General features: G+C 60.8%; 22 protein-coding genes and 1 tRNA gene. 8 read left to right on the top strand and 15 right to left on the bottom strand.

Going from position 1 to position 22,956, the window contains the following annotated elements; all coding sequences use genetic code 11:
* Nucleotides 1-66: 66 nt before the first annotated feature.
* Nucleotides 67-510, top strand: coding sequence for a cold-shock protein (locus tag KDW95_RS23500; protein WP_304941581.1), 444 nt, complete (start codon nt 67-69; stop codon nt 508-510).
* A 16-nt stretch (nt 511-526) separates the two neighbouring features.
* Here KDW95_RS23500 and KDW95_RS10560 read toward each other — a convergent pair whose 3' ends face one another.
* Both KDW95_RS10560 and KDW95_RS10555 read right to left on the bottom strand, forming a co-directional pair.
* Nucleotides 527-1,144, bottom strand: coding sequence for a DsbA family protein (locus KDW95_RS10560; RefSeq protein WP_255856232.1), 618 nt, complete (start codon nt 1,142-1,144; stop codon nt 527-529).
* A complete protein-coding gene (locus KDW95_RS10555; protein WP_255856231.1) occupies nt 1,144-2,004 on the bottom strand; it encodes a DUF72 domain-containing protein in 861 nt (286 codons plus the stop codon). The genes KDW95_RS10560 and KDW95_RS10555 overlap by 1 nt, the downstream gene beginning before the upstream one ends.
* Before the next feature lie 161 nt (nt 2,005-2,165).
* Between KDW95_RS10555 and KDW95_RS10550 the strand changes: the two genes are divergently transcribed.
* Nucleotides 2,166-2,242: transfer RNA gene (locus KDW95_RS10550), tRNA-Met, on the top strand.
* Between the two features lie 307 nt (nt 2,243-2,549).
* Entirely contained in the window at nt 2,550-3,803 is a 1,254-nt protein-coding gene (locus tag KDW95_RS10545; RefSeq protein WP_255852692.1) for an IS256 family transposase, read from the top strand.
* A gap of 509 nt (nt 3,804-4,312) precedes the next feature.
* Here KDW95_RS10545 and KDW95_RS10540 read toward each other — a convergent pair.
* The 3 genes from KDW95_RS10540 to KDW95_RS10530 all read right to left on the bottom strand — a co-directional run bounded on the left by KDW95_RS10540 (nt 4,313) and on the right by KDW95_RS10530 (nt 8,054).
* On the bottom strand, nt 4,313-5,326 hold the full coding sequence (locus KDW95_RS10540; RefSeq protein ID WP_255856230.1) for an XdhC family protein: 1,014 nt from the start codon (nt 5,324-5,326) through the stop codon (nt 4,313-4,315).
* 71 nt (nt 5,327-5,397) lie between these two features.
* Nucleotides 5,398-7,584, bottom strand: a complete 2,187-nt coding sequence (locus tag KDW95_RS10535; protein ID WP_255856229.1) for a xanthine dehydrogenase family protein molybdopterin-binding subunit — start codon at nt 7,582-7,584, stop codon at nt 5,398-5,400.
* An 11-nt stretch (nt 7,585-7,595) separates the two neighbouring features.
* On the bottom strand, nt 7,596-8,054 hold the full coding sequence (locus KDW95_RS10530; RefSeq protein WP_255856228.1) for a (2Fe-2S)-binding protein: 459 nt from the start codon (nt 8,052-8,054) through the stop codon (nt 7,596-7,598).
* A 174-nt stretch (nt 8,055-8,228) separates the two neighbouring features.
* On the opposite strand from KDW95_RS10530, the gene KDW95_RS10525 reads away from it, so the two are divergent.
* Nucleotides 8,229-9,110 (top strand): AraC family transcriptional regulator, encoded by an 882-nt coding sequence (locus KDW95_RS10525; protein WP_255856227.1) that lies wholly within the window; start codon nt 8,229-8,231, stop codon nt 9,108-9,110.
* Nucleotides 9,111-9,120: 10 nt separating this feature from the next.
* Here KDW95_RS10525 and KDW95_RS10520 read toward each other — a convergent pair whose 3' ends face one another.
* The gene (locus KDW95_RS10520; RefSeq protein WP_255856226.1) at nt 9,121-10,278 is read right to left on the bottom strand and encodes an acyl-CoA dehydrogenase family protein; all 1,158 of its coding nucleotides are present in this window, start codon (nt 10,276-10,278) and stop codon (nt 9,121-9,123) included.
* Between the two features lie 154 nt (nt 10,279-10,432).
* Here KDW95_RS10520 and KDW95_RS10515 point away from each other — a divergent pair, with 154 nt between their 5' ends.
* Nucleotides 10,433-11,509, top strand: coding sequence for a TIGR04552 family protein (locus KDW95_RS10515; RefSeq protein ID WP_255856225.1), 1,077 nt, complete (start codon nt 10,433-10,435; stop codon nt 11,507-11,509).
* Between the two features lie 324 nt (nt 11,510-11,833).
* The gene (gene mobA / locus KDW95_RS10510; protein ID WP_255856224.1) at nt 11,834-12,430 is read left to right on the top strand and encodes a molybdenum cofactor guanylyltransferase; all 597 of its coding nucleotides are present in this window, start codon (nt 11,834-11,836) and stop codon (nt 12,428-12,430) included.
* 30 nt (nt 12,431-12,460) lie between these two features.
* Here the strand turns inward: mobA and dgoD are convergent, their stop codons facing one another.
* The 5 genes from dgoD to KDW95_RS10485 all read right to left on the bottom strand — a co-directional run bounded on the left by dgoD (nt 12,461) and on the right by KDW95_RS10485 (nt 17,193).
* A complete protein-coding gene (dgoD, locus tag KDW95_RS10505; protein ID WP_255856223.1) occupies nt 12,461-13,609 on the bottom strand; it encodes a galactonate dehydratase in 1,149 nt (382 codons plus the stop codon).
* Nucleotides 13,610-13,617: 8 nt separating this feature from the next.
* On the bottom strand, nt 13,618-14,922 hold the full coding sequence (locus KDW95_RS10500) for a TRAP transporter large permease (RefSeq protein WP_255856222.1): 1,305 nt from the start codon (nt 14,920-14,922) through the stop codon (nt 13,618-13,620).
* Entirely contained in the window at nt 14,922-15,506 is a 585-nt protein-coding gene (locus KDW95_RS10495) for a TRAP transporter small permease subunit (RefSeq protein WP_370646686.1), read from the bottom strand. The genes KDW95_RS10500 and KDW95_RS10495 overlap by 1 nt, the downstream gene beginning before the upstream one ends.
* Before the next feature lie 76 nt (nt 15,507-15,582).
* Nucleotides 15,583-16,623: a TRAP transporter substrate-binding protein gene (locus KDW95_RS10490; RefSeq protein ID WP_255856221.1), complete on the bottom strand. Its 1,041-nt coding sequence runs from the start codon at nt 16,621-16,623 to the stop codon at nt 15,583-15,585.
* A gap of 78 nt (nt 16,624-16,701) precedes the next feature.
* Nucleotides 16,702-17,193: a gluconokinase gene (locus KDW95_RS10485; protein ID WP_255856220.1), complete on the bottom strand. Its 492-nt coding sequence runs from the start codon at nt 17,191-17,193 to the stop codon at nt 16,702-16,704.
* Between the two features lie 208 nt (nt 17,194-17,401).
* Here KDW95_RS10485 and KDW95_RS10480 point away from each other — a divergent pair, with 208 nt between their 5' ends.
* Together KDW95_RS10480 and KDW95_RS10475 are read left to right on the top strand one after the other, a co-directional pair.
* Nucleotides 17,402-18,436, top strand: coding sequence for a LacI family DNA-binding transcriptional regulator (locus KDW95_RS10480; protein WP_255856219.1), 1,035 nt, complete (start codon nt 17,402-17,404; stop codon nt 18,434-18,436).
* Between the two features lie 83 nt (nt 18,437-18,519).
* Nucleotides 18,520-19,083 (top strand): PhnA domain-containing protein, encoded by a 564-nt coding sequence (locus KDW95_RS10475; RefSeq protein ID WP_255856218.1) that lies wholly within the window; start codon nt 18,520-18,522, stop codon nt 19,081-19,083.
* Nucleotides 19,084-19,086: 3 nt separating this feature from the next.
* On the opposite strand, the gene KDW95_RS10470 is transcribed toward KDW95_RS10475, so the two are convergent.
* The 4 genes from KDW95_RS10470 to gatC are packed head-to-tail and all read right to left on the bottom strand — an operon-like array spanning nt 19,087 to nt 22,908.
* Nucleotides 19,087-19,617, bottom strand: a complete 531-nt coding sequence (locus KDW95_RS10470; protein ID WP_255856217.1) for a DNA-deoxyinosine glycosylase — start codon at nt 19,615-19,617, stop codon at nt 19,087-19,089.
* A gap of 45 nt (nt 19,618-19,662) precedes the next feature.
* On the bottom strand, nt 19,663-21,117 hold the full coding sequence (gene gatB / locus KDW95_RS10465) for an Asp-tRNA(Asn)/Glu-tRNA(Gln) amidotransferase subunit GatB (RefSeq protein ID WP_255856216.1): 1,455 nt from the start codon (nt 21,115-21,117) through the stop codon (nt 19,663-19,665).
* Between the two features lie 6 nt (nt 21,118-21,123).
* Nucleotides 21,124-22,581, bottom strand: coding sequence for an Asp-tRNA(Asn)/Glu-tRNA(Gln) amidotransferase subunit GatA (gene gatA, locus KDW95_RS10460; RefSeq protein WP_255856215.1), 1,458 nt, complete (start codon nt 22,579-22,581; stop codon nt 21,124-21,126).
* 39 nt (nt 22,582-22,620) lie between these two features.
* Nucleotides 22,621-22,908 carry an Asp-tRNA(Asn)/Glu-tRNA(Gln) amidotransferase subunit GatC gene (gene gatC / locus KDW95_RS10455; RefSeq protein WP_255856214.1) on the bottom strand — a complete coding sequence of 96 codons (288 nt, stop codon included), beginning with the start codon at nt 22,906-22,908 and terminating at the stop codon, nt 22,621-22,623.
* Nucleotides 22,909-22,956: the final 48 nt, after the last annotated feature.

Below are 22,956 nucleotides of genomic sequence, written 5' to 3'. Positions count from 1 at the left end.
TCCCTCGTTCCCAAGGTGCGAGTGGGCTTTTTTTGATGGAAATTTGTTAATACAAGAGATGACTAAATGAGTGGTAATCAACTGATACGCGGTCTTGTTGTCAGTGCTTTAGCTGCAGTTTTGATTCCAGTTTTGTTGGCTGCTGTTGCCAAGGTAGAAGTAGCGCTGAGTGTTCCGGTACTGGCGGTAGTGTTTGCGGTTGTTCTGGCGGCTTCCATTGCGTCAGGCTGGGGTGCCAAGCCCCAGGTCCGCGCTACTGAAATGGACATGGATGAAGAGGAGTATGATGACGAAAATGATGCCCGGGAAACCGGCCAGGTAAAGTGGTTTAACGTATCCAAGGGTTTTGGTTTTATCACCCGTGAAAATGGCGACGATGTATTTGTGCATTTTCGCAATATTCGCGGCCGTGGGCACCGTTCGCTGACCGAAGGTCAGCAGGTTCGATTCAACGTCCGTGAAAGCGACAAGGGCTTGCAGGCGGAAGACGTTTCAGTTTCCCGTACCTGAGTTCATTGGGGGAGTCTCAGCGCTCCCCCGTTAACTTTTCCAGCTGCTCAATAATGCCGTCGGCCTGACGGTAACCTGTACTGAGCCAGTGCAGTTCCTCGCCTTTTTGCAGCAGTAGCGTCGGAAACCCCTGTATCCCCAGACTACCCTTGATTGCCAGGTGCTGTTGCAGCATGCCCTGGGTCATCTCGTCGCCCAGGTACTGGCTGAACAGCGCGTCATCCAGGCCGATCTGCTGTGCCAGCTCGGTGAGTACCGCGCGGTCGGACGGGTTCTTCGCCTGCAGGTAATAACCCCGTTGAATGGCGTCGATCATGCCTTCCTGGGCATCCGGGCGAATGCGGGTCGCGGCGATGACCGCACGACAGGCATCGTAGGTTGAGCGTCTTGGGCTGTTCTGGGTCCAGAAATCATGGTTGAAGGCGGTGCCTGTGCGGGCCTCTATCTGCTGCCAGGTGGCCTGTATCTGCTGGGCGAGCTCCTTGTCCATGGGCTCGGTACTGTCCGGTGCCAGTCCGCCCATGATGACGCTGATCGGCAGGTTGGCAAAGCGCGCACGTACGGCTTGCAGTTCAGGGGCAAAGGCCCAGCACCAGCTGCACATGGGGTCCATGATGTAGATCAGGGCATTCATCAGAAAAGGGTCTCCTGTTGTCGCACGATTTCGGGCCAGGGACTGAATCCCGTGGCATCGGGGCAGCGGCTGGTTAGTTCGCGGGCAAAGTGCTGTGCCAGCAGGGGCGCTTCACGGTTGTCCGGTGTATGGAAAAACAGGTAGGGCTGGCGGCCCTCTTGCAGCCAGCCGGCGACCTTGCTCACCCAGGGCGTCAGCCAGGGATCAGCGGAGCGGTAATCCAGCGGGCTGATAAAGCGTACCATCGGTGCCTGCCCGGTGGCGATGACATGCAGCGGTACCCGCGGCTTCTTTTGCCAGGCATCCCGCGTCGCGGCATCATCCCCTGGCAGGGCAAAGAGCGCGCGGGTGTCGAACAGGGTGCGGTTGATGCCTTGCTCCATCAGCAGGCGGTTTAGCCTGCGTTCGGCATCGCCCTTGGCGAAGAATTCGGGGTGCCGGACTTCCAGGGTATAGCTGAATGCAGTGGGCAGCTGGGCGAAAAACTGCGCCAGCGTATCCAGTCCCCCGGGGCCAAAATGTGCCGGCAGCTGAATAAACAGCTGGCCGATCTTCTCCTGCAGCGGGTTGATGCCGTTGATGAAGCTCTGCAGCTCCTGCTGGCAATGGCGCAACTGCAGGCGGTGGCTGATCTGCTGCGGCAGCTTAAGGCAAAATCGGAAATGTTCGGGTGTTTCCTGGCGCCAGCGCTGAACCGTCTCGGCGTTGGGCATTGCATAGAAGGTTGAATTGCCTTCGACCGACGAAAAGTGGGAGGCGTAGCGCTGCAGTGTCGACTGAGCTGCCCGGCCACTCAGGGCGCTGCAGGCCCAGTCGGGGTGGTTCCACTGTGGCAGTCCGATGTAGTAGCGTTTGGGCACCTGAAAAATCCGTCGTTCCACCTGGGCCTGAGAGGCCCAAGTATACCGTTGTTATGTGGGTTGAGGATGGGCTTGGCGGGTTTTTGTGCTCTGATAAAAAGTATTTGCTATCAGGGGGTTGCGCAATGCGGAAAGGGTGCGTAGTATTCGCACCACGTTGATGCGGGGTGGAGCAGTCTGGTAGCTCGTCGGGCTCATAACCCGAAGGTCATAGGTTCAAATCCTGTCCCCGCTACCATATTAAAAGTCAGATAACTAATTGTTTTCTGTCTTGAAAAAGGCCTGAAGATCGAAAGATCTCAGGCCTTTTTCGTTATATGTAGTTTGTGAAAGAGCAAAAGCCGTCGGGCTCGCTCTTTATAAGTGCAGCGAAGGTCACAGGTTCACATCCTGTCCTCGCTACCATATTAAAAAGTCAGATAACTAATTGTTTTCTGTCTTGAAAAAGGAGTTATGGTGATTTCTGGTGTACGGGGAGATAGGAGGGATGGCGTATCCTGTTGATTGATCACGACCAAGATCTCAATCAACAGAGGTGATACGCCATGACCGATTTTACCCTGAGGGCTCTTTCACAACCAGAGGCACAGGCAGTAGATCCGCTGACCGAGCTGTTGCGTGCAGGGGCACGTGAACTGATCGCACACGCCGTCGAAGCCGAGCTTCAGGGGCTTCTGAATCAGCACGCCGAATCCCGGCTCCCAGATGGCCGCCAGGCCGTGGTTCGCAATGGCTATTTGCCTGAACGTACCGTCCAGACTGGTATCGGTGATGTCGAGATCAAGGTGCCCAAGGTGCGGGACCGAAGCGGTTCCGGGATTCGATTCAACAGCGCGCTACTGCCGCCGTACCTGAAGCGGGCCCGGAGTGTCGAGGAGTTGTTGCCCTGGCTGTACTTGAAGGGCATCTCCACTGGAGATTTTCAGGACTCACTGGCCGCGCTGCTGGGCGATCAGGCCAAGGGGCTATCGGCCAATACGATATCCCGACTCAAGAGCCAATGGCTCGAAGAGCACCAGCAATGGCGGCAACGGGACCTGGCGAACTCGCGCTATGTGTACTGGTGGGCCGACGGCGTGCACAGCAACGTCCGGATGGATGATCGCCTCTGCCTGCTGGTGATCATTGGCGTCACCGAGCACGGCCGCAAGGAATTGGTTGCGGTTGAAGACGGCTACCGGGAGTCGACGGCAAGCTGGGAGGAGTTACTGCTGGGTCTGCGCGAGCGTGGCCTGGAAACCGCGCCGAAGCTGGCGATTGGCGATGGCGCGCTGGGGTTCTGGAAAGCGATGACCAAAACGTATCCTGCCAGCCGGCACCAGCGCTGCTGGGTACACAAGACGGCGAATGTACTGAACAAGCTGCCCAAATCCATGCAACCCAAAGTGAAAGAAGCGCTGCACGATATCTGGATGGCCGAGACGCGTGACGCGGCCACGGTGGCATTTGATCGGACGCTGACCCGGTTCAGTAGCAAGTATCCCAAAGCCATGGATTGCCTGGCCAAGGACCGGGAAGAGCTGCTGGCGTTCTACGACTTCCCGGCAGAACACTGGGTGCATATCCGGACCACCAACCCGATCGAATCGACTTTCGCCACGGTAAGGTTGCGCACCAAACGGACGCGTAACTGCGGCTCCAGGGACACGACGCTGGCGATGGTCTACAAGCTGTTGGAGTCGGCACAGAAAAACTGGAAACGGATCAAGGGATTTAATCTGCTGACCCTCGTGGTCAACAACGTGAAGTTCAAGGATGGTGAGCAAGTACAAGATCAATCAGACAGGAACGCCGCCTGACGTCATACACCAGATTTGACAATAACTCTTGAAAAAGGCTTGAGGATCGAAAGATCTCAGGCCTTTTTCGTTATTTTGGGCTTGTGAGAGAGCAAAAGCCGTCGGGCTCGCTCTTTATAAGTGCAGCGAAGGTCATAGGTTCAAATCCTGTCCCCACTACCATATTTAGGAGAAAAGCCTGTTGCTGAAAAGTAGCAGGCTTTTTTCGTTTGCGAGAGAAGGAAAGACGGCGTCGGGCTCGCTCTTTATAACTGCAGCGAAGGTCACAGGTTCAAATCCTGTCCCGCTACCATATTTAGAGAAAGGCCCGAAGTGCTATGCATCGGGCCTTTTTCGTTTTTGAGCCCTGAGCAAGTAACAGCGTCGGGCTCGCTCTTTATAACTGCAGCGAAGGTCATAGGTTCAAATCCTGTCCCCCGCTACCAGACTCAAGGATGGGTAGTCGTCAGTTATCGGTTCTACGGTAAGGGCTTGAAGTTGAATGCTTCAGGTCTGTTCGTTTTGGGCGCTTATGCCGGTTGGCTGAGCGGGCGTACGCTGCGCTGGTGCAGCTGGGCGTGGCATTCGGCGAGGATGGCCAGGGCGATGCTTTCGGGCAGTTCTGCGCCGATGTCCAGGCCTGCGGGGCCGGCGACTGGGGTGGTTAGCTGGGTTTCGCTCAAGCCTGCGGCGTGCAGTACCTGGGCGCGGCGATGGTGCGGTCCGAGCAGGGCGCAGTAGCGCAGCGGGACGCTGTTGAGTGTCTCCAGTACTGCGGCATCGAGACCGATATTGTGGGTCATCAGCACGGCGGCATCGACCCGTTCTGCGCGGGCGTATTCGTCGAGACCGTCAGCGGGGGTCTGGATAATGCGATCCACGCTGGGAAAGTGCTCGCGGCGGGCATTGGCCGGGCGCGGGTCCCACAGGCTGGTGCGCCACCCCAGCTGGTGAGCCATGCTGGCAAGGGGGCGGGCATCGAGGCCGCCGCCGGCGATCAGTAGGTGTGGGGCCGGGCGAATCCGGGTCACCAGCCACTGCTGCTCGCCTTCAGTGATCAGCCTTGATATCGGTGCTGTTGGCCCAGTGTCAGGTGTCGCAGCCATAAAGCGGCTTTCCACCTGGCCGTTGTTGTCCGGAATCCGCTGATACAGCAGGCCGTCGCGGCCTGTGCCCAGTGCCTGGTGCACTGCATCGAGCTGCAGGTACTGCTGCTGCGCCAGAACGGGCTGTAGCAGAATATGCACGGTACCGCCGCAGCCGATGCCAAGCTGGTACGACAGGTCGTCCTCGTCGCTGCCGTCGTAACACAGGGTCACGGCCTTGTGGCTGTGCATGACCTGGCGGGCATGGCGGTGAATATCGGACTCCAGGCAGCCGCCGCTGAGCAGGCCGAATTGTTGCCCCAGGCTGTTGAACAGCATGGTGGCGCCGGGCTTGCGGTAACAGGGGCCTTCGGTCCGGTAAACGGTTCCCAGCACCCAGTCGGCACTGTCCCGCTCTGGGTACCACTGCTGCAACAGGTGTGAAAGGTCATTCGCCATCGTAAACGCTCGGTATCCGCAAACAGAAAAATAGGGAAGCAAGGGCGCCGGGAGGCGCCCTTGCTTGGGGTTTAGCTGTTGAGTTTCAGTGGCAGGCGCGAAAAGCGCTGGCCTGTAACGGCGCTGAGCGCATTGGCGACCGCCGGTGCAATTGGCGGTGTACCGGGTTCGCCCACGCCGGTGGGCGGCTCGGCCGAGGGCATGATATGCACCTCGATGGCCGGCATCTGGTTGATGCGCAGCACCTGGTAGTCGTGGAAGTTGGATTGCACGACCTTGCCATCGTTCAGGGTGATTTCGCTCAGCAGGGCCGCAGACAGGCCAAATCCGATGCCGCCTTCCATCTGGGCGCGAATAATGTCGGGGTTGATGGCCAGGCCACAGTCCACCACACAGACAACGCGCTCAACCTTGAAGCTGCCATTGTCCTGTACCGACACCTCGGCCACCTGGGCCACGAAGCTGTTAAAGGACTCATGCACGGCAACACCCCGGCCCCAGTCTGCGGGCAGCTCAGCCCCCCAGTTGGCTTTTTCGGCTGCCATTTTCAGTACGGCATGATGGCGGGGATGCTGGCTGAGCAGCTTGAGGCGAAAGTCCACCGGATCCTGCTTTGCAGCCCGTGCCAGCTCATCGACGATGACTTCGGTCGAGAAGGCGGTATGGCTGTGACCCACCGAACGCCACCATTGCACCGGCACCGGATTATCCACACTGTGCAGTTCTACCTGCAGGTTCGCAATCTGGTAGGGCAGAGTGGACGCACCCTCAACAGATGTCGAGTCGATGCCGTCCTTGATGGCAAAACCTTCGAAGGCCGTGCCCTGCATGATGGACTGGCCGACGATACGTTGCTCCCAGGCGATGGGGGTGCCGCTGGCGTCCAGGCCTGCGCGGACCCGGTGCACGTACATCGGCCGGTAGTGGCCTGCACGGGTGTCATCTTCGCGGGTCCAGACCAGCTTCACGGGGATGCCGCGTTTAGCCTTGGCGATCAGGGCCGCTTCGAGCACGTAGTCGCCATGGGGGTTGGCGCGGCGGCCAAAACTGCCGCCGGCAAACAGCATGTTGATTTTCACCTGCTCGGGTTTGAGGTTCAGGGCGGCAGCAACAACGTTCTGGTCGATGCTCTGAAACTGCTCGCCATTCCAGATTTCACAGCCGGCACCATTGACCAGTACCACTGCGTTCATGGGTTCCATGGGCGCATGGGCCAGGTAGGGCATATCAAACACGGCTTCTATCACCGTGGCGGCATTGGCCAGCGCCGCGCTGGCGTCGCCATCGGCGCGGGCAATGGCTCCTGGCTGTTCGGCCAGAGCGCGGTACTCGCGTCGCATCTCATCGCTGCTGGCTCTGAAGGCTGCGCTGTCGTCCCAGTCAATGCTGAGCAGGTCACGGCCTTTCTTGGCGCTCCAGAAGTCCGTTGCCAGCACGGCAATGCCGCTGGGAATTTGCACAACGTCCACCACGCCAGGCGATGCCAGGGTCTTGGTGGCGTCGTACTGTTTGACCTTGCCCCCAAAGCGTGGAGAGTGGGCGACGAGCGCTGTCAGCATGCCATCCAGTTGTACATCCTGGGTGAACAGCGCGCTGCCATCGGTTTTGCCCTGGTCGAGGCGAGGCAGTGACTGGCCAATGTAGCTGAAGTCCGCCGGGTCTTTCAGTTGCAGGGACTGTGTATCCGGAACCGCCTGCTGGGCGGCAAGCGCTGCCAGTTCACCAAAGCCTGCGCTGTTGCCGGAGGCGGCATGGCTGAGAATACCCTGTTTCACCTGTATTTCGGTGGTGGGAACCTTCCAGCGCTGTGCGGCGGCGCCGATCAACATGGCCCGTGCGGTGGCACCGGCGGTGCGCATCTGCATAAAGGAGTTGGCCATGGCCGTGCTGCCGCCGGTGCCCTGGGCGCCAAATAGCAGGTTGTTGTAGCGCGAGGCATCGGCCGGCGCGCCCTCGGCGACGATTTGTGACCAGTCGGCATCGAGTTCTTCGGCCACCAGGGTCGCCAGGCCGGTAAAGGTACCCTGGCCCATCTCAAGGTGTTTCATCAGGATAGTAACGCGGCCATCGGTGCCGATGCGTACAAAGGCATTAGGCTCGAAGTCGCCCGCAGCCACTGTTGCAGCGGAGTCTGCGGCCAGCGCCAGGGGCAGGTTCATGGCCAGGGTAAGCCCGGCCCCTGCCGTGGTGACGAGTTTCAGGAAGTCTCGGCGGCTTGTGCCCTGGGCACGGGGTTTGTTTTGGGTAATTCTACGCATCTGGATTCCCCTTATGCCAGCTGTTCGGCGGCTTGCTTGATGGCGCTGCGGATGCGGACATAGGTGGCGCAGCGGCAGATATTACCCGCCATGGCAGCGTCTATGTCGGCATCGCTGGGCTGGCGGTTTTTTTCCAGCAGGGCGGTGGCGGACATGATCTGGCCTGACTGACAGTAGCCGCACTGGGGGACTTCAAGTTCTGTCCAGGCTGTCTGAATCGCCTTGGCGACAACCGACTCGATGCCTTCGATGGTGGTAACAGCCTTGCCCTGCACGGCCGATACCGGGGTGACGCAGGAGCGGGTCGGCTGGCCGTCGACATGCACGGTGCAGGCGCCGCACATGGCCATGCCGCAGCCGAACTTCGTGCCGGTGAGGTGTGCATGGTCGCGAAGGGCCCAAAGCAGGGGCGTGTCGGGTGTGGTGTCCAGCGTGTGGCTGGCGCCGTTGACCTGGATTGTAACGGGCATGGCATTCTCCTGTGCGGGCGAAGTGGGTAATTTAGGCGCCAGGGCAGGTCGAGCGATAGCGAGATCATCCGAACTACTTGCCTAAAACTCCAGAACTTGTTTTGTTACGTGGCGTCGCGGTGTCGGTGAAGGGCATACTTCGAACCGTTTTTATTAAGTGCGCAGGAGGTTTCGATGAATGCGGGATCAGGGTTGTCAAAGGCCATAGCTGCGCGTTGCAGCGACAATGGCCCGCAGGCTACGGACATGGAGGGGCTTGTACTGTATCGCCAGGATTGTGACCGGTCGCGCTTTCCGGCAGTGTACGAGCCATCGATCTGCGTGATTGCCCAGGGTTACAAGCGTATTTATTACGGTGAGCAGGGCTGTACCTATAATCCGGACAACTACCTGATCAGCTCCCTTACATTGCCCGTGGATGTGGAGTTGCTTGGGGCCTGCGCCGATGTGCCCTACCTGGGGTTGAGCCTGGCGGTGGATCGGGACATCGTTGGTATGCTGATGCAGGAGATGGAGGCGCTTGGGTCGCTGCCTGTCGCCGGGGATGTGAAGCAGGTTATCAGTACCACTACCTTGACCTCGCGTCTGCAGCAGTGTTTTGTGCAGTTGCTGGAGGCTCAGGATGACCCGGTGGACCGGGCCGTGCTGGCGCCGGTACTGCAACGCCAGATTTATTACGAGGTGCTCAAGGGACCTTACGGTTATCTGCTGCGCAACTGTGTCACCAGCCATGCAGGCGCTAACCGGATCGCCCCCGTAGTGCATTACATTGAAGCCAATTTCCATGAGCCGCTGGACATCGAAGGGATCTCCCGCTTTGCCGGCATGAGCGCATCCTCATTGCACGAGCATTTCAAGCAGGCGACATCCATGTCGCCGATGCAGTTCGTCAAGAGCCTGCGCCTGCACCGGGCCCGCACACTGCTGCTCGGTGGCAGCCCGGCCAGTGATACTTCCTACCAGGTCGGCTACAGCAGTCCGTCGCAGTTCAGCCGCGAGTTCAAGCGCTTTTTTGGCGAACTGCCGCGAGATGTCCGGACTGCAGCCACGCTTTGACGCCTTGTGCTTAGCGGTACTGACGCAGGATATCCCGGGCGATGACAATGCGTTGCACTTCGCTGGTGCCCTCGTAGATGGTTGTAATGCGGGCATCCCGGGTCAGGCGTTCCAGCGGGTATTCGCACATGTAGCCGTAGCCGCCGAGCAGCTGCAGCGCGCTGTAGCAGGCCTGGTTGGCCTTCTCGCTGGCAAACAGCTTGGCCATGGAGGCCTCCCGCGCGAAGCTCTGCCCTTTTTCCTTGCGGTCAGCCGCGTTCATCAGCAGCAGGCGCGCAGCCTCGAGCTCGGTGGCGCGATCGGCGATGATCCACTGCAACCCCTGAAAGTCGCTGATGGCCTGGCCGAACTGCTTGCGCTCGGTGGCATAGCGCGTGGCGTAGTCCATGGCGGCTAGGCCGATCCCCAGCGCCAGGGAACCGACCCCGATACGGCCGCCTGCAAGCTCGGACACGGCGATGCGAAAGCCGTCATTGAGTTTGCCCAGCACGGCATCCTCGGGAATGTCCACGTTATCAAAATGCACTTCGTTGGTGGCTGAGCCGCGTTGCCCCATCTTGTGTTCTGCGGGCCCGATGCTGATACCAGGGGTACTGGCCTCCACCAGAAAGCAGCTGATGCTCTTGCCCTTGTCAGCACTCGAATCCGTGACGGCCCAGACCACAAAGACGCCGGCGAACTCCGCGCTGGTAATCCACTGCTTGGTGCCGTTGAGGCGCCAGCCGGTGGCTGTTTTCTCTGCCCGGGTGCGCATGGCGGCGGGGTCCGAGCCTGCGCCGGCTTCGGTCAGACAGAAGCTGCCGCTGAGGTACTCACCGCTGCAAAGCCTGGGCAGGTAGGTTGCCTTCTGCGTATCGCTGCCCACGGCCTGGATGACCTCGGCCACCATGTTGGTGACCGACATGGTGACGGCGGTGGAGGCGCAGGCTTTGGCAATTTCGGTGATGGCCAGGCTAAAGGCCACCACGCCGGCTTCGGTGCCACCGTACTCGCTGTCAATATTCAGGCCCATGAAGCCGAGTTCGGCGAGCTTGGCGCAATGCTGCTTGAGCAGATCGTGGTTGGCGCTGCTGTCCAGCTCGGCGGCCACCGGGGCCAGTTCTGTTTCGGCAAAGCGGCGTGCGGTATCCTGAATCAGGCGTTGTTCTTCGGTCAGTGACAGATCCATGGCGGGCTCCGCGGTTTGTAATATAGGGGAATGTACCTATTTATACGTGAGGTTTACCTTAACGTAAAGCTGGCAATCGCCTCGCGTGTTGCGGGCTTGACAGCTTCGGGGATCGGCAGCATGGTGAGCTATCTGGCTGAAATGGACGGATTCAATGGCAAAACGTGAAGAGGGGCCAAACCGGGTACCCCGACTCAGCAGTGCGTCGGAGCTGGATATCCCCTGGTCCACGCTGGAAACCCTGATCGGCGGACGCTCCGTTGTGGATCTGCAGCAGTTGCCGGTGGCTGACGACAAATCCGTCGGCCGATTTTTGCAGGCCTACGGCTTCGACCCCACGGATGCCAGCGACTGTCGCGTTATGGAGCAGATTCATGCCCGTGCCATTCGCTACCTGGATGAGGTGGTACTGCCCTGGCAGTGGCTCGGTGCCGTGCCGGAACCCTGGCGCAGCATGCCGATCGAGGACCTGCTGGCGGTTGCGGCCCGGCCCCCCAGCGGTGAATGGCCCAACTGGCCCTGCGTGTTGCTCAAGGTGCTGCACTGCACCACGCATGCCATGTTCAGTCAGGATACCGAAGCGCACCAGGCCGCGTTGAAAAGCGTCGAGGCGCGTTTTCTGCCGTTTCTGTTTGAGCAGTCGGGGCAGCAGTGGATCGGTGACGAGCACTGCAAGATTCCGCTGGTGGACTTTCATATCAAGGATGAAAAGCCCTTTGAGCGCATCATGACCAAGCTGTTGCACAAGCCCGGCAACCTGGCGCTGGAGGTGTTCGATCGCCTGGGGGTGCGGCTGGTCACCCACGACATATTCTCGGCGGTACTGCTGATCAAGTTCCTGCGCAGCCGCAATATCATCATGTTTGCCAACCAGCTGCCCGAGCGCAGCCGCAACTCCCTGGCCGAACTCGATGAAATTCACCGGCTCTACGGTGTCAGTGCGCCGCCCTTTATCGTCGAGCAGCCCGCCGGTGCCATGCTGCCATCCCCCGAGCTGTCCGGCGACAACCCTTTCAGTGACCGCGCCTTTCGCATGTTCAAGTTTGTCGAGCGCCTGATCGTGCGGCTGCCTGATGGCCGGCGCAGCATTTATCCCTACGAAATCCAGTTGCTGGACTGCCACGCCTGGGAAGCCACCTTCAGTGGCGATGCTACGCACTCAGCTTACGAGGCCAGGCAGCTCAAGCGTGTGCGCCAGCGTCTGTTTGGGCATCCGGTACAAGGCGCCTGATAAGTGTGGTGTAGCGGTGGCGATGCTGCAGTGCCCATGCAGCCTGCGAGGCCATGCAGCTCAAGCGTGTGCGCCAGCGTCTGTTCGGGCATCCTGTTCAGGGAGCTTGAGTTGGAGGGTGTCAGGCAATAGCCATGCCGCAGTGACCATGCAGCCTGCGAGGCCAGGCAGCTCAAGTGTGTGCGCCAGCGTCTGTTTGGTCATCCTGTTCAGGGAGCTTGAGTCGCACAGGGGGCTGGTATAAGGTCGCCAGTCGATGCCGCTGACCGCGATTCCTGCGGATTCTTGCCGGTGCGTTTTCTTATTGGGTAACAGGGGTGAGACGTGAAGCTGGATGCGCTTATTCTGGCCGGGGGCGAAGGTCGGCGAATGGGAGGTTGCGACAAGGGATTGCTGCATCTTGCCGGGCGTCCCATGATCGAGCATCTGGCGGCTCGCCTGCGTGACTGCACGGACCATGTCTGGGTGAGCTGTCGCGCCGAGCAGGCGGATGACTACACCGGCGCGGGTACGGGCGTGTTGCCGGATGAGGGTGACAGCCTTGGACCTCTGAGCGGTATCAGCCGGGCCCTGCACGGACTGCGGTGCAGCCATCTGCTGATCACACCCTGCGACACGCCGCTGGTCTCGATCCAGGCTTTCCGGCAAATGATCGAGCACAGCCTGGCGGCGCCGGACAAGATTGTGGTGGTGCACGATGGAGACTATCTGCAGACCCTGCATCTGATCGTGCCGGTGGCAAAGGCGGCGTCGCTAGATCTGTTCCGTGCCACGGGGCGCCGGGCAGTGCGCGGCTGGCTGGAGCAGGAGGGCTACGTCGAGTGCCACTGTGACAGCCCGCAAGAGTTTATGAACATCAATACGCGGGACGCCCTGGCAGCGGCGCAGCTGTTGCTGGAGGGGGCCGATACCGGAGGCTGAGGCTACCCCCGGTAACCCCAGCGGCGCCTGTTACCATTCGGCGATGCTGCCGTCCTCGTGGGTCCAGACGGGGTTGCGCCAGCGGTGACCTACCCGGGCTCGCTCCTCGACATAGGCTTCATCGATTTCCACACCGAGTCCCGGGCCATCCGGGATGGCGATGAAGCCGTTCTCTATTTTCAGCGCTGACTTGTCGACTAGGTAGTCGAGCACATCGTTGCCCTTGTTGTAATGGATGCCCATGCTCTGCTCCTGAATGAAGGCATTGTGACAGACCGCATCCAGTTGCAGCGAGGCGGCCAGTGTCAGGGGGCCGAGGGGGCAGTGGGGTGCCAGGGCAACATCCTGGGCGCTGGCAAGGGTCGCGATCTTCAGGCCTTCGCTGATGCCGCCGCAATGGCTCAGGTCCGGCTGGATGATGTCGATCATGCCCTCGGCCAGCAGGTCCCTGAACTGGTAGCGCGTATGCAGCCGTTCTCCCGTGGCCAGTGGGTAGCCGAGATTGCCGGCAATGTGCTTGAGTGCCGGCAAATGCTCAGGCAGCACCGGCTCCTCGACGAACATTGGATGGTACTGCTCCAGTTCGCGCAGCAGTGCCTTGGCCATGGGGCGGTGTACCCGGCCGTGAAAATCGATGGCAATGCCCACGTCCCGGCCCACTTCGGCTCTAGCCTCGGCCACCCGGGCCACGGCCTGGTCAATTTTGCTGTGGCTGTCGACGATCGCCATTTCGGCGCTGCCATTCATTTTGAAAGCCGTGAAACCCTGGTCCACCAGGGCACGGGCGCCGGCGGCAACATCCTGCGGGCGATCACCACCGGTCCAGGCATAGACGCGCATCTTGTCACGACAGGCGCCCCCGAGCAGCTGGTGCACGGGCACCCCCAGGTCGCGCCCCTTTAAGTCCCACAGGGCCTGGTCGATGCCGGCGATAGCGCTCATCAGTACCGGGCCACCGCGATAGAAACCGCCACGGTAGAGCATGTTCCACAGGTGTTCGATGCGGTGCGGGTCCTGGCCGACGAGGTAGTCGGCCAGTTCATGCACGGCGGCTTCGACCGTGGCCGCCCGGCCCTCGACCACCGGCTCCCCCCAGCCGTAGACGCCGGCATCGGTTTCAATTTTCAAGAACAGCCAGCGCGGCGGTACCTGCCAGGTTTTAAGTGCGGTGATTTTCATGCTGGGCCTCAGTTAAGCAGCCAGAGAGCGGTTTGTGGCCAGGCCAGCAACAGTGCAAGCACGCACAGCTGCAGGGCGATAAAGGGCAGCACGGCGACGAAGATATCCTTCAGGCTGACCTCCGGCGGTGCCACGCCCTTGAGGTAGAAGGCGGCGGGCCCGAAGGGCGGCGACAGGAAGGAAACCTGCATGTTCACGGCGAACAGGATACCGAACCAGACCGGGTCAAAACCCAGCTGTACCACGATGGGCACGAAGATGGGCAGGGCCAGCATGGCGATGCCGATCCAGTCGAGGAAGAGCCCCAGTACCAGCAGGATACCCATCATCACCAGGATGATGACAATCGGCGCCACGTCCAGCCCCTGGATCATGCCCGATACGAAGCGGTTGCCTCCCATCAGGTTGTAGACCCCCACCAGGGCGGCGGCACCGATGCCGATCCAGATGATCATGCCACAGGTAATCATTGTCTGCCCCAGGCTGATGTGCATCACCTTGAGGGAAAACTCGCCGCGCAGAATGATGGCCAGCAGCACGCCGAATACCCCCATGGCCGCCGCTTCCGTCACCGAGGCGATACCGCCGTAGATGGTGCCCAGCACCATGCCTGCGATCAGCGCCGGCACGATAATCGCCTTCAGGGCGTCCGCCTTGCTGTCAAACCCGGTGGTATTGTCTTCCTTGCGCAGCGGCGGACCCATGGCGGGATTGCGCATGCAGCGTACCAGCACATAGGCGATATAGGAGGCCATCAGGATGACCGCAGGGGTAATGGCGGCGGTGAACAGGTCGGCAATCGATACGCTGGCGATCATGCCGTAGATGATCAGCACGATGGAGGGCGGCATCATGGTGCCCAGGGCGCCACCGGCGCAAACGACGCCAATGGACAGGTGCTTGTCATAGCCCAGGCGCAGCATCTGCGGCAGCGCAAGAATGCCCAGCAGCACAATTTCGCCGCCGATAATGCCGGACAGTGCCGCCAGGAAGAAGGCGACAACGATGGTCTGCACCGCCACGCCGCCGGGCAGCCGGCCGGCAAACAGGCGCATGGCGTTGAACAGGTCCTTGGCGATACCGGAGCGGTCCAGCAGGGACGCCATCAGTACGAACATGGGCACGGCTACCAGGGAATACTCGGTGACAAAGCTGTAGACCCGGCTGGTGACCAGCGGCAGGGCGTTGCTGCCAAACCAGCCAAAGGTGAAGGCCATGGCGATCAGGCCGGTAATGAAGGCCAGTGGCAGGCCAGTGACCAGCAAGGCGAAAATCAGCCCGACCATCAGGAAGGTGGCGTTGGCGATATCCATTAACGGGACTCCTCGGGACCGGAGGTGCGCTGGCACGACTGGATCAGGTGCAGCAGTGCCTGCAGCGTCATCAGGCCCAGGGCAAACAGGATAATCCCCTTGGTGAGGGCGGGCATCGGCGGGTTCCAGGAGGTACCGGAGCGTTCCAGCTGCCATTCGCCCAGCGGGTTGTGGGACGCACGCCAGAACATGTTGAAGGCCGCGTAGGTCATGGCGACACAAAAGCCCAAAGTGACCAGGTCATTGAAACGGTCGAACCAGATGCGGAATTTCGGTTTCACGCTGTCGTATAGCACGCGCACACGGATGTGGCGGTTCTTTGCCAGCGTCGCCGGGCCGCCCAGGGCAAAGCTCATGGCCACTAAAAAGACCACGCTTTCGTGCACCCAGGAGGTGGGCGAGTCGAAGGCGTAACGCATGATCACTTCGAATACGCTGATGGCCATGGCGAGAAACACCAGCCAGGCAGCCGCGGCGCCGAAGCGGGTGATGACCCGGTCCAGGCCATTGCGCTCGCCGCCGACCATGGCGTCGTGGGCCGGGCTGTCCTCAGCGGGAGTTGGGGTGTTGGAAAGGGTAGACATTGAGCCTCCGCACGGGCTGCTGCGCAGCCCGTCATTCGGATTGAGAACGAAGCGGGTCTCCCTGAGACCCGCGGGATTACATCAGGTTGCGGTCAGACAGGAAGGCGACCACGGAGTCGTAGATCTTCTGGTTCAGCTCGCTTTTGCCGGCCCAGACTTTCCACTCTTCCTTGGCGATGTTGCGGAACTTGGCGCGCTCTTCCGGCGCCATGTCGATCACGCTGATGGAGGCGTCTTCGCGGGCCTTCTTCACGGCCACCAGGTCACGGGCTTTCAGCGTTGCGACCATTTCGTAGGCCATGGAATCAACCGAGGTTTCCAGGATGGCTTGCAGGTCCGCCGGCAGGCCGTCCCAGATATCCTTGTTCAGTGATACCGACACCATGGGCAGGGAATGGAATCCCGGGTAGTTGGGGTACTTGGCAAAGCTGTGCAGGCCCTGGTCATGGTTGGTGGAGAAGACGGTGTAGTCGGCCGCATCGATAACGCCTTTTTCCAGCGCGGTGTACACCTCGGAGCCCGGCAGGTTTACCGGCGTCGCGCCGGCCTTTTCGAAGATGTTGTACACCATGCCCTCGGGTGCCCGCAGTTTCAGGCCCTTCATATCGGCCACGGTGTGGATGGGTTTCTTGGACACAAAGGCCTCAAGGCCGGTGGCGGCAGCGCCGATCAGGTGTACGCCGTAGGGCTCGACCAGCTCGTTATAGATCTCTTCACCGCCGTTGTATTTCATGTATTCGAGAAACTCCAGCGGGTCGCCCCAGGCGCCCACCAGGTTGCCCAGCATGCCAAAGGCGGGGTCTCGGCCCGAGAAATAGCTGGGGTCTGTCAGGTGGCCCTGCAGAATGCCGGAGCTGACCGCATCCAGCGTCTGGTTGGCCTGCACCACGGCGTTGACCGGCAGGATCTCGATCTCGATGCGTCCGCTGGACATGGCCTTGACGTTGTCGGCCCACTTTTTCTTGATTTCAAACTGTGGCTCACCGGTGTTTTCCGATGTCTGGAAAGTCCAGTTGAATTCGGCGGCCTGGGCGCTGCCCATCAGCAGGCCGGCGCTGATAATGGCGCTGGACAGCAGGCGCTTGGAAGACGTCAGAAGGGGCGTTGTTATTTTCATGCTTCACCTATCAGTGGTTTTCAGGTTGAAAGTCCGTCCATCGACTCACAGAAGCGTAGTCCATGGCGGGCTGGGGTATTACTCGGGTAGTCTGGAGAGAATTTCCTGCACGATCTGCGGCACGCTCTGCAAGACCGACACGCGAATGCAGGCTTCGTCGACGCTGGGTTCCTGCAGTGTCTCGAACTGGCTGGCCACCAGGGTGGCGACCATGAAATGGTTCTGGCGCAGCGACATGCGCCGCTCAATCTCGCCGCGCTCGGCCTGCAGGTAGACGAACGTCAGGGGGCCGCTGGCGGCCAGGGTCTGGCGGTAGCTTTTTTTCAGTGCCGAGCAGGACAGCACGGCACGGTGGCCATCGGTAAGGCAGCTGCCCAGCTCGTCGCGCAGACGTTCAAGCCAGGGTTGGCGGTCGGCGTCGGTCAGCGGGATGCCGGCGGACATGCGCTGGACATTTTCCACCGGGTGAAAGCTGTCGCCTTCGATGAAGCGGGCGCCGAGCTCTTCGGCCAGCTGTGTGCCGATGGTGCTCTTGCCGCAGCCGCATACGCCCATGATCACTAGATTCATATTATTGTATTCATGTTGTAAAAAAGAGTTTAGCGCTAACATCGTCAGGAATAAAAAAACCGCACCAAAGCGGAATCAGACGATTTGAAGTAAGACTATACGAGAGAATGCAATGGGTCAAATTAAATTTTAGCGCTAACATTTGATCGTGTTGGCGCTGCGGAAATGCTGCTAGAATGGCGCCTTCTTGGGCACGGGAGCGGGAACAATGACAACCAGGCAAGGCCAGACCGGCGGTCGCAGCAAGGGCCGCGTGACCCTGAGTGATGTGGCGCGCATGTCGGGTGTCAGCGCGATGACGGTATCACGGGCGCTGAACGAGCCGCAGCGTGTCTCGGAACAGGTGCGCGAGCGCGTGCAGCAGGCCATTGATGCGCTGGGCTATATTCCCAATCGTGCCGCCCGCTCCCTAGCCGGTACCCGTAGTCATACCATTGCCGTGGTGATTCCTTCGGTCTCCAATGCCGTGTTCAACAATGTGATCCGCGGCATCTACGATGTCTGTGCCCCTGCGGGTTACGAGATGCTGATGGGCAATACCTATTACTCGGTACAGCAGGAATCCAGCCTGATCTCCAAGTTTCTGACGCATCATCCCGATGGCATGATCGTCACCGGGCTGGACATGGCTGACAGTACCCGCCGCCAGCTCGAAGCGGCCGCTATTCCGCTGGTTCAGATCATGGAGGTGGGCACCTCGGCGCCGCTGGACATGAATGTTGGCATTTCCCACAGTGACGCCGGCGCCGCCATGGCACGCTACATGCTGGAGCGCGGTTATCGGCGTATCGGGGTGCTCGGGGCGCAGATGGACTACCGTTCCCAGCGTCGCATTCAGGGATTTGTCGATGTGCTGGCCGAGGGCGGGCTTGCTGATGATAGGCGTGTGCTGACCACCTCTGAGCCCTCGACGGTACGCCTGGGTGGCCAGTTGCTGGCGGATCTGCTGTTGCGCAATCCGGACCTGGACGCAGTTTTTTGCTGTAACGATGACCTGGCCTATGGCGCTATCTACGAGTGTCAGCGTCGGCATATCCGGGTGCCGCAGCAGCTGGCGATCGCCGGCTTCAACGATCTTGAGGGGTCGGCCTGTATCAATCCGTCGCTCACCTCGATCCAGACGCCGCTGTACGATATCGGCAAAACCGCCGCCCAGATGCTGATGCGCCGCCTGGCCGGTGAAGTGCTGCAGCAGCCGGTGGTGGATCTGGGCTTTCAGTTGCGGGCGCGCGAGAGCGCCTGACAGCATTCGGCATTGCCGGACAGCATGGAACCCTGTTTCCCGTGCTATAGTGCTGCGCGAATTTTAATACCCGGACAATCAACATGACTATTGAGCAGCACCTTTTGGAGCGAAGCGGCGGCAAGTGCGAGCTGTGCGCCAGCGATCACAATCTGAAAACTATTGATGTCTCGCAGGCGCCAGCCGGTGTCGAGAACCAGGCCGTGCTCTGCGAAACCTGTTACGAACAGATCGATGACCCCCGGGATGTGCACCACTGGCGCTGCCTGAGCGAGAGCATGTGGAGCCAGGTGCCGGCAATCCAGGTGCTGGCCTGGCGTCAGCTCAAGCGTCTGTCAGTGGAGCCCTGGGCGCAGGATCTGCTGGACATGCTGTACCTGGAGCCTGTGCTGGAAGGCTGGGCTCAGGCGGCGATGGCCGATGAAGATGACGACAGCGAGCCGACCCTGGACAGCAATGGCACCCGCCTGCAGGAAGGCGACTCGGTGACGCTGATCAAGGATCTGGATGTGAAAGGCGCGGGCTTTACCGCCAAGCGGGGTACCCCGGTGCGGGATATTCGCCTGACCAGCAACCCCAAGCATATCGAAGGCAAGGTCAACGGTGTGCAGATTGTGCTGGTGGCGGCCTACCTGAAAAAGGCCTGAGGCTTATCGAGCGCCGCTCGTCGAGCAGGGGGCGCTGATTGCCCGGCGCCACTGCTCCAGTTTCTGCTCCAGCCGCAGTCCCGCATTTGCCGGGCTGGTTGAGGGCAGCCGCACGAGGCTGAGCCCGGCCGGCAGCTCAAGGCCTGCACGAATGACATGGCGTTTGAACAGCGTCTCGGCGGCCCCGCCATTGAAACAGACTCCCCGCAGCTGCGGATGCTGCACGAAGAAGGTCGCAAAGTCGTTCGCCTCAACCGACTCCCTGGCAATATTCTGATCCAGGCTTCCCGGGCGCTGGCAGCGGTGTACCACATCCCAGAGCGCGATCTGGTTTTTTTGCAGTTGCTGCAGTCGCAGTCTGTAGGGCAGGTCCGTGGCAAAGCCCAGAAGCTGCGCCATGATGGGCCAGAAAGCGTTGCGGGGGTGGGCGTAGTACTGTTGCTGCACCAGCGAGGCGACGCCCGGTACCGATCCGAGAATCAGTATCCGGGCGTCGGGGTGCGATACGGCGTTAAAGCTTTGAATACTGCTCATTGAGATCGTCGGGCGACGACCCGGGCATTGCCCGGGCCTGGCGCCTTAGTCGCAGAGCGCGTCGAGTTTCTGCTTCAGAATGCCGGTTACGGCGCCGGGGTTGGCCTTGCCGCCACTGGCTTTCATGACCTGTCCCATAAAGAAGCCCAGCATCTTGCCGCGCTTGTCAGGCTCGGCTGCCTTGTACTGTTCCACCTGCTTGCTGCTGCTGGCGATCACCTGGTCGACGATCTGCTCGATCGCGCCGCTGTCGGTCACCTGTTTCAGGCCCTTGGCTTCGATGATTTCATCGGCGCTGCCGCCATCCGCCCACATGATTTCGAACACCTTCTTGGCGATGTTGCCCGACAGGGTGTTGTCCTTGATGCGCGTGAGCAGGCCGCCAAGCTGTTCGGCGCTGACCGGGGACGCCTGGATCTCGGTGTCGTGCTGGTTCAGGTGGCGGGCCAGCTCGCCCATGACCCAGTTGGCGGCCAGTTTGCCATCGCCGCAGCCTTTGGCCACCTGGTCATAGAAGGCCGCCTGCACATTGTTGGATGACAGCACGCTGGCGTCGTAGTCGGACAGGCCGTACTGCTCGACGAAGGCGGCTTTCCACTGTGCCGGCAGGATCGGCAGGGTGGCGCGAACGGCTTCTATATAGTCATTGTCGATCACGATCGGCAGCAGGTCGGGGCAGGGGAAGTAGCGGTAGTCGTTGGCTTCCTCCTTGCTGCGCATGGCGCGGGCCACCTTGGTGTCGCCGTTGTAAAGGCGAGTTTCCTGGCGGATTTCGCCGCCGCCTTCCAGCACATCGATCTGGCGCTCGACTTCGAGCTCGATGGCTTCTTCCATAAAGCGGAAGGAGTTGAGGTTCTTGGTCTCGGTGCGGGTGCCCAGCGTTTCGGTGCCTTTGGGGCGTACCGACACGTTGACGTCAAAGCGCAGCGAACCTTCGGCCATGTTGCCGTCGCAGATGCCCAGCGAGGTCACCAGCGAATGCAGCTTGCGGGCAAAGGCAACGGCTTCGTCGGCGTTGCGCATGTCGGGTTCGGTGACGATTTCGATCAGCGGCGTGCCGGCGCGGTTAAGGTCGATACCGGTCATGCCGTGAAAGTCTTCGTGCAGCGACTTGCCGGCATCCTCTTCCAGGTGAGCGTGGTGAATGCGTACCCGGTGGGTGCGGCCATCGGCCAGTTCGATATCCACATGGCCGCGGCCGACGACAGGCTCGGCCAGCTGAGTGGTCTGGTAGCCCTTGGGCAGGTCGGGATAGAAGTAGTTCTTGCGCTCGAATACCGAGCGCTTGCCGATCTCGGCATCGATGGCCAGGCCGAACATGACAGCCATGCGCAGGGCGTTCTCATTGAACACCGGCAGCGTACCCGGCAGCGCCAGGTCGACGGCGCTGGCCTGGGTGTTGGGCTCGGCACCGAAGGCGGTGCTGGAGCCGGAAAAAATCTTGGTCTTGGTGGCGAGCTGAACGTGAATTTCCAGCCCGATTACTGTTTCCCATTCCATCGTGCCTTACCCCTTGATGCTCGCCGGTGCCTGAGTGTGCCAGTCGGTCGCCTGCTGGAAGCGGTGCGCGACATTCAACAATTTCGCTTCGGCAAAGTAGTTGCCGATAATCTGCAGCCCGACCGGCAGTCCCTCTACCTGGCCGCAGGGCACGGACATGCCGGGCAGGCCAGCGAGGTTCAGTGCCAGGGTGTAGATGTCTTCCATGTACATCTGCACCGGGTCAGCGGATTTTTCGCCGATGCGAAAGGCCGGCTGCGGCGTGGTCGGGCCCATGATGACATCGACCTCGGACAGCGCCTGGATAAAGTCCTGCTGGATCAGGCGGCGCGCCTGCTGTGCCTTGCGGTAGTAGGCATCGTAGTAGCCGGCGGACAGGGCATAGGTGCCCACCATGATGCGGCGTTTGACCTCATCGCCAAAGCCTTCGCCGCGGCTGCGCTTGTACAGGTCTTCCAGGTCTGCCGGGTTGTCGCAGCGGTAGCCGTAGCGCACGCCGTCAAAGCGGGACAGGTTGGTGGAGGCTTCGGCCGGGGCGATGATGTAGTAGGCCGGTACCGCCAGTGCCGTGTTGGGCAGGCTGACTTCCCGGACAGTGGCGCCGAGTTTTTCGAATTCGCGGATGGCGTTCTGTACCTGCTCGGCGATGGCCGGGTTCAGGTTGTCGGCGAAGTATTCCCTGGGCAGGCCTATACGCAGGCCTTCGAGGCTGTCGTTCAGGCTGGCGCTGTAATCCGGTACGTCCTGTTCAACGCAGGTGGAATCCAGCGGGTCGAAACCGGCCATGACGTTGAGCATCAGGGCGGCGTCTTCGGCGGTGCGGGCCATGGGGCCGGCCTGGTCCAGTGAAGAGGCGAAGGCAATCATGCCGTAGCGTGACACTCGCCCGTAAGTGGGCTTGAGGCCGGTGATACCGCACAGGGCGGCGGGCTGGCGGATGGAGCCGCCGGTGTCGGTGCCGGTGGCGGCCGGCACCAGGCGGGCGGCGATGGCGGCAGCCGAGCCGCCGGAGGAGCCGCCGGGGACGCGGTCGGTATCCCAGGGGTTACGGGCCGCACCGTAGAAGCTCGACTCGTTGGAGGAGCCCATGGCGAACTCGTCCATGTTGGTCTTGCCAAGAGTTACGGCACCCGCTTCATTGAACTTGCGGATCAGGGTGGCGTCATAAGGCGCGATGAAGTTGTCGAGCATGCGCGAGGCGCAGCTGGTGCGAACGCCCTGGGTGCAGAAAATATCCTTGTGGGCCAGCGGCAGGCCGGTGAAAATGCCGGCCTTGCCGGCGGCGCGCAAATTGTCTGCGGCGCGGGCCTGTTCGAGGGCCAGTTCTTCGGTGACGGTAATAAAGCTGTTGTAGGTGGCGTCCTGGGTTCTGATGCGAGCGAGGCAGGATTTGGTCAGCTCAAGGCTGCTGAAGTCGCCTGCGGCCAGTCCGCCGGCCAGTTCGGCCAGTGTCTTGTCAAACATGGGGTGGGTATCCTTCACAAATTCGGAACGTGGCGGTACTTACTCGATAACCCTGGGAACCAGGAACAGGCCGTTCTCCACCGCGGGTGCAACGCTTTGCAGCTGCTCGCGCAGGTTGTCTTCGCTGACAATGTCGGCGCGCAGGCGTTGCACGGCATCCAGAGGGTGGGCCATGGGCTCAACATCGGTGGTGTCGGTCGCCTGCAACTGGTCAACCAGCGCCAGGATATCGGACAGCGTCTGGGTGTAGCCCGGGACTTCTTCTTCACGGATTTGCAGCCGCGCCAGGTGGGCAATTTTTTCCACGTCGGAACGCTCTAGAGCCATGTTGCAATTCTCAATGATTTTTAAGGTTTTCGGCACTCTGCGGTGCTT

It is taken from the genome of Marinobacterium rhizophilum (assembly GCF_024397915.1).
Lineage (GTDB): Bacteria > Pseudomonadota > Gammaproteobacteria > Pseudomonadales > Balneatricaceae > Marinobacterium_A > Marinobacterium_A rhizophilum_A.
Note: the sequence above shows the minus strand (reverse complement) of the source record. Positions and strands in the feature narration are given on the sequence as shown.

Bases quoted from the DNA above. Each gene is read 5' to 3' on its own strand.
- KDW95_RS23500 (WP_304941581.1), top strand. From the start codon at position 67: ATGAGTGGTAATCAACTGATACGCGGTCTTGTTGTCAGTGCTTTAGCT.
- KDW95_RS10560 (WP_255856232.1), bottom strand. From the start codon at position 1,144: ATGAATGCCCTGATCTACATCATGGACCCCATGTGCAGCTGGTGCTGG.
- KDW95_RS10545 (WP_255852692.1), top strand. From the start codon at position 2,550: ATGACCGATTTTACCCTGAGGGCTCTTTCACAACCAGAGGCACAGGCA.
- KDW95_RS10540 (WP_255856230.1), bottom strand. From the start codon at position 5,326: ATGGCGAATGACCTTTCACACCTGTTGCAGCAGTGGTACCCAGAGCGG.
- KDW95_RS10535 (WP_255856229.1), bottom strand. From the start codon at position 7,584: ATGCGTAGAATTACCCAAAACAAACCCCGTGCCCAGGGCACAAGCCGC.
- KDW95_RS10530 (WP_255856228.1), bottom strand. From the start codon at position 8,054: ATGCCCGTTACAATCCAGGTCAACGGCGCCAGCCACACGCTGGACACC.
- KDW95_RS10525 (WP_255856227.1), top strand. From the start codon at position 8,229: ATGAATGCGGGATCAGGGTTGTCAAAGGCCATAGCTGCGCGTTGCAGC.
- KDW95_RS10520 (WP_255856226.1), bottom strand. From the start codon at position 10,278: ATGGATCTGTCACTGACCGAAGAACAACGCCTGATTCAGGATACCGCA.
- KDW95_RS10515 (WP_255856225.1), top strand. From the start codon at position 10,433: ATGGCAAAACGTGAAGAGGGGCCAAACCGGGTACCCCGACTCAGCAGT.
- dgoD (WP_255856223.1), bottom strand. From the start codon at position 13,609: ATGAAAATCACCGCACTTAAAACCTGGCAGGTACCGCCGCGCTGGCTG.
- KDW95_RS10500 (WP_255856222.1), bottom strand. From the start codon at position 14,922: ATGGATATCGCCAACGCCACCTTCCTGATGGTCGGGCTGATTTTCGCC.
- KDW95_RS10495 (WP_370646686.1), bottom strand. From the start codon at position 15,506: ATGTCTACCCTTTCCAACACCCCAACTCCCGCTGAGGACAGCCCGGCC.
- KDW95_RS10490 (WP_255856221.1), bottom strand. From the start codon at position 16,623: ATGAAAATAACAACGCCCCTTCTGACGTCTTCCAAGCGCCTGCTGTCC.
- KDW95_RS10485 (WP_255856220.1), bottom strand. From the start codon at position 17,193: ATGAATCTAGTGATCATGGGCGTATGCGGCTGCGGCAAGAGCACCATC.
- KDW95_RS10480 (WP_255856219.1), top strand. From the start codon at position 17,402: ATGACAACCAGGCAAGGCCAGACCGGCGGTCGCAGCAAGGGCCGCGTG.
- KDW95_RS10475 (WP_255856218.1), top strand. From the start codon at position 18,520: ATGACTATTGAGCAGCACCTTTTGGAGCGAAGCGGCGGCAAGTGCGAG.
- KDW95_RS10470 (WP_255856217.1), bottom strand. From the start codon at position 19,617: ATGAGCAGTATTCAAAGCTTTAACGCCGTATCGCACCCCGACGCCCGG.
- gatB (WP_255856216.1), bottom strand. From the start codon at position 21,117: ATGGAATGGGAAACAGTAATCGGGCTGGAAATTCACGTTCAGCTCGCC.
- gatA (WP_255856215.1), bottom strand. From the start codon at position 22,581: ATGTTTGACAAGACACTGGCCGAACTGGCCGGCGGACTGGCCGCAGGC.
- gatC (WP_255856214.1), bottom strand. From the start codon at position 22,908: ATGGCTCTAGAGCGTTCCGACGTGGAAAAAATTGCCCACCTGGCGCGG.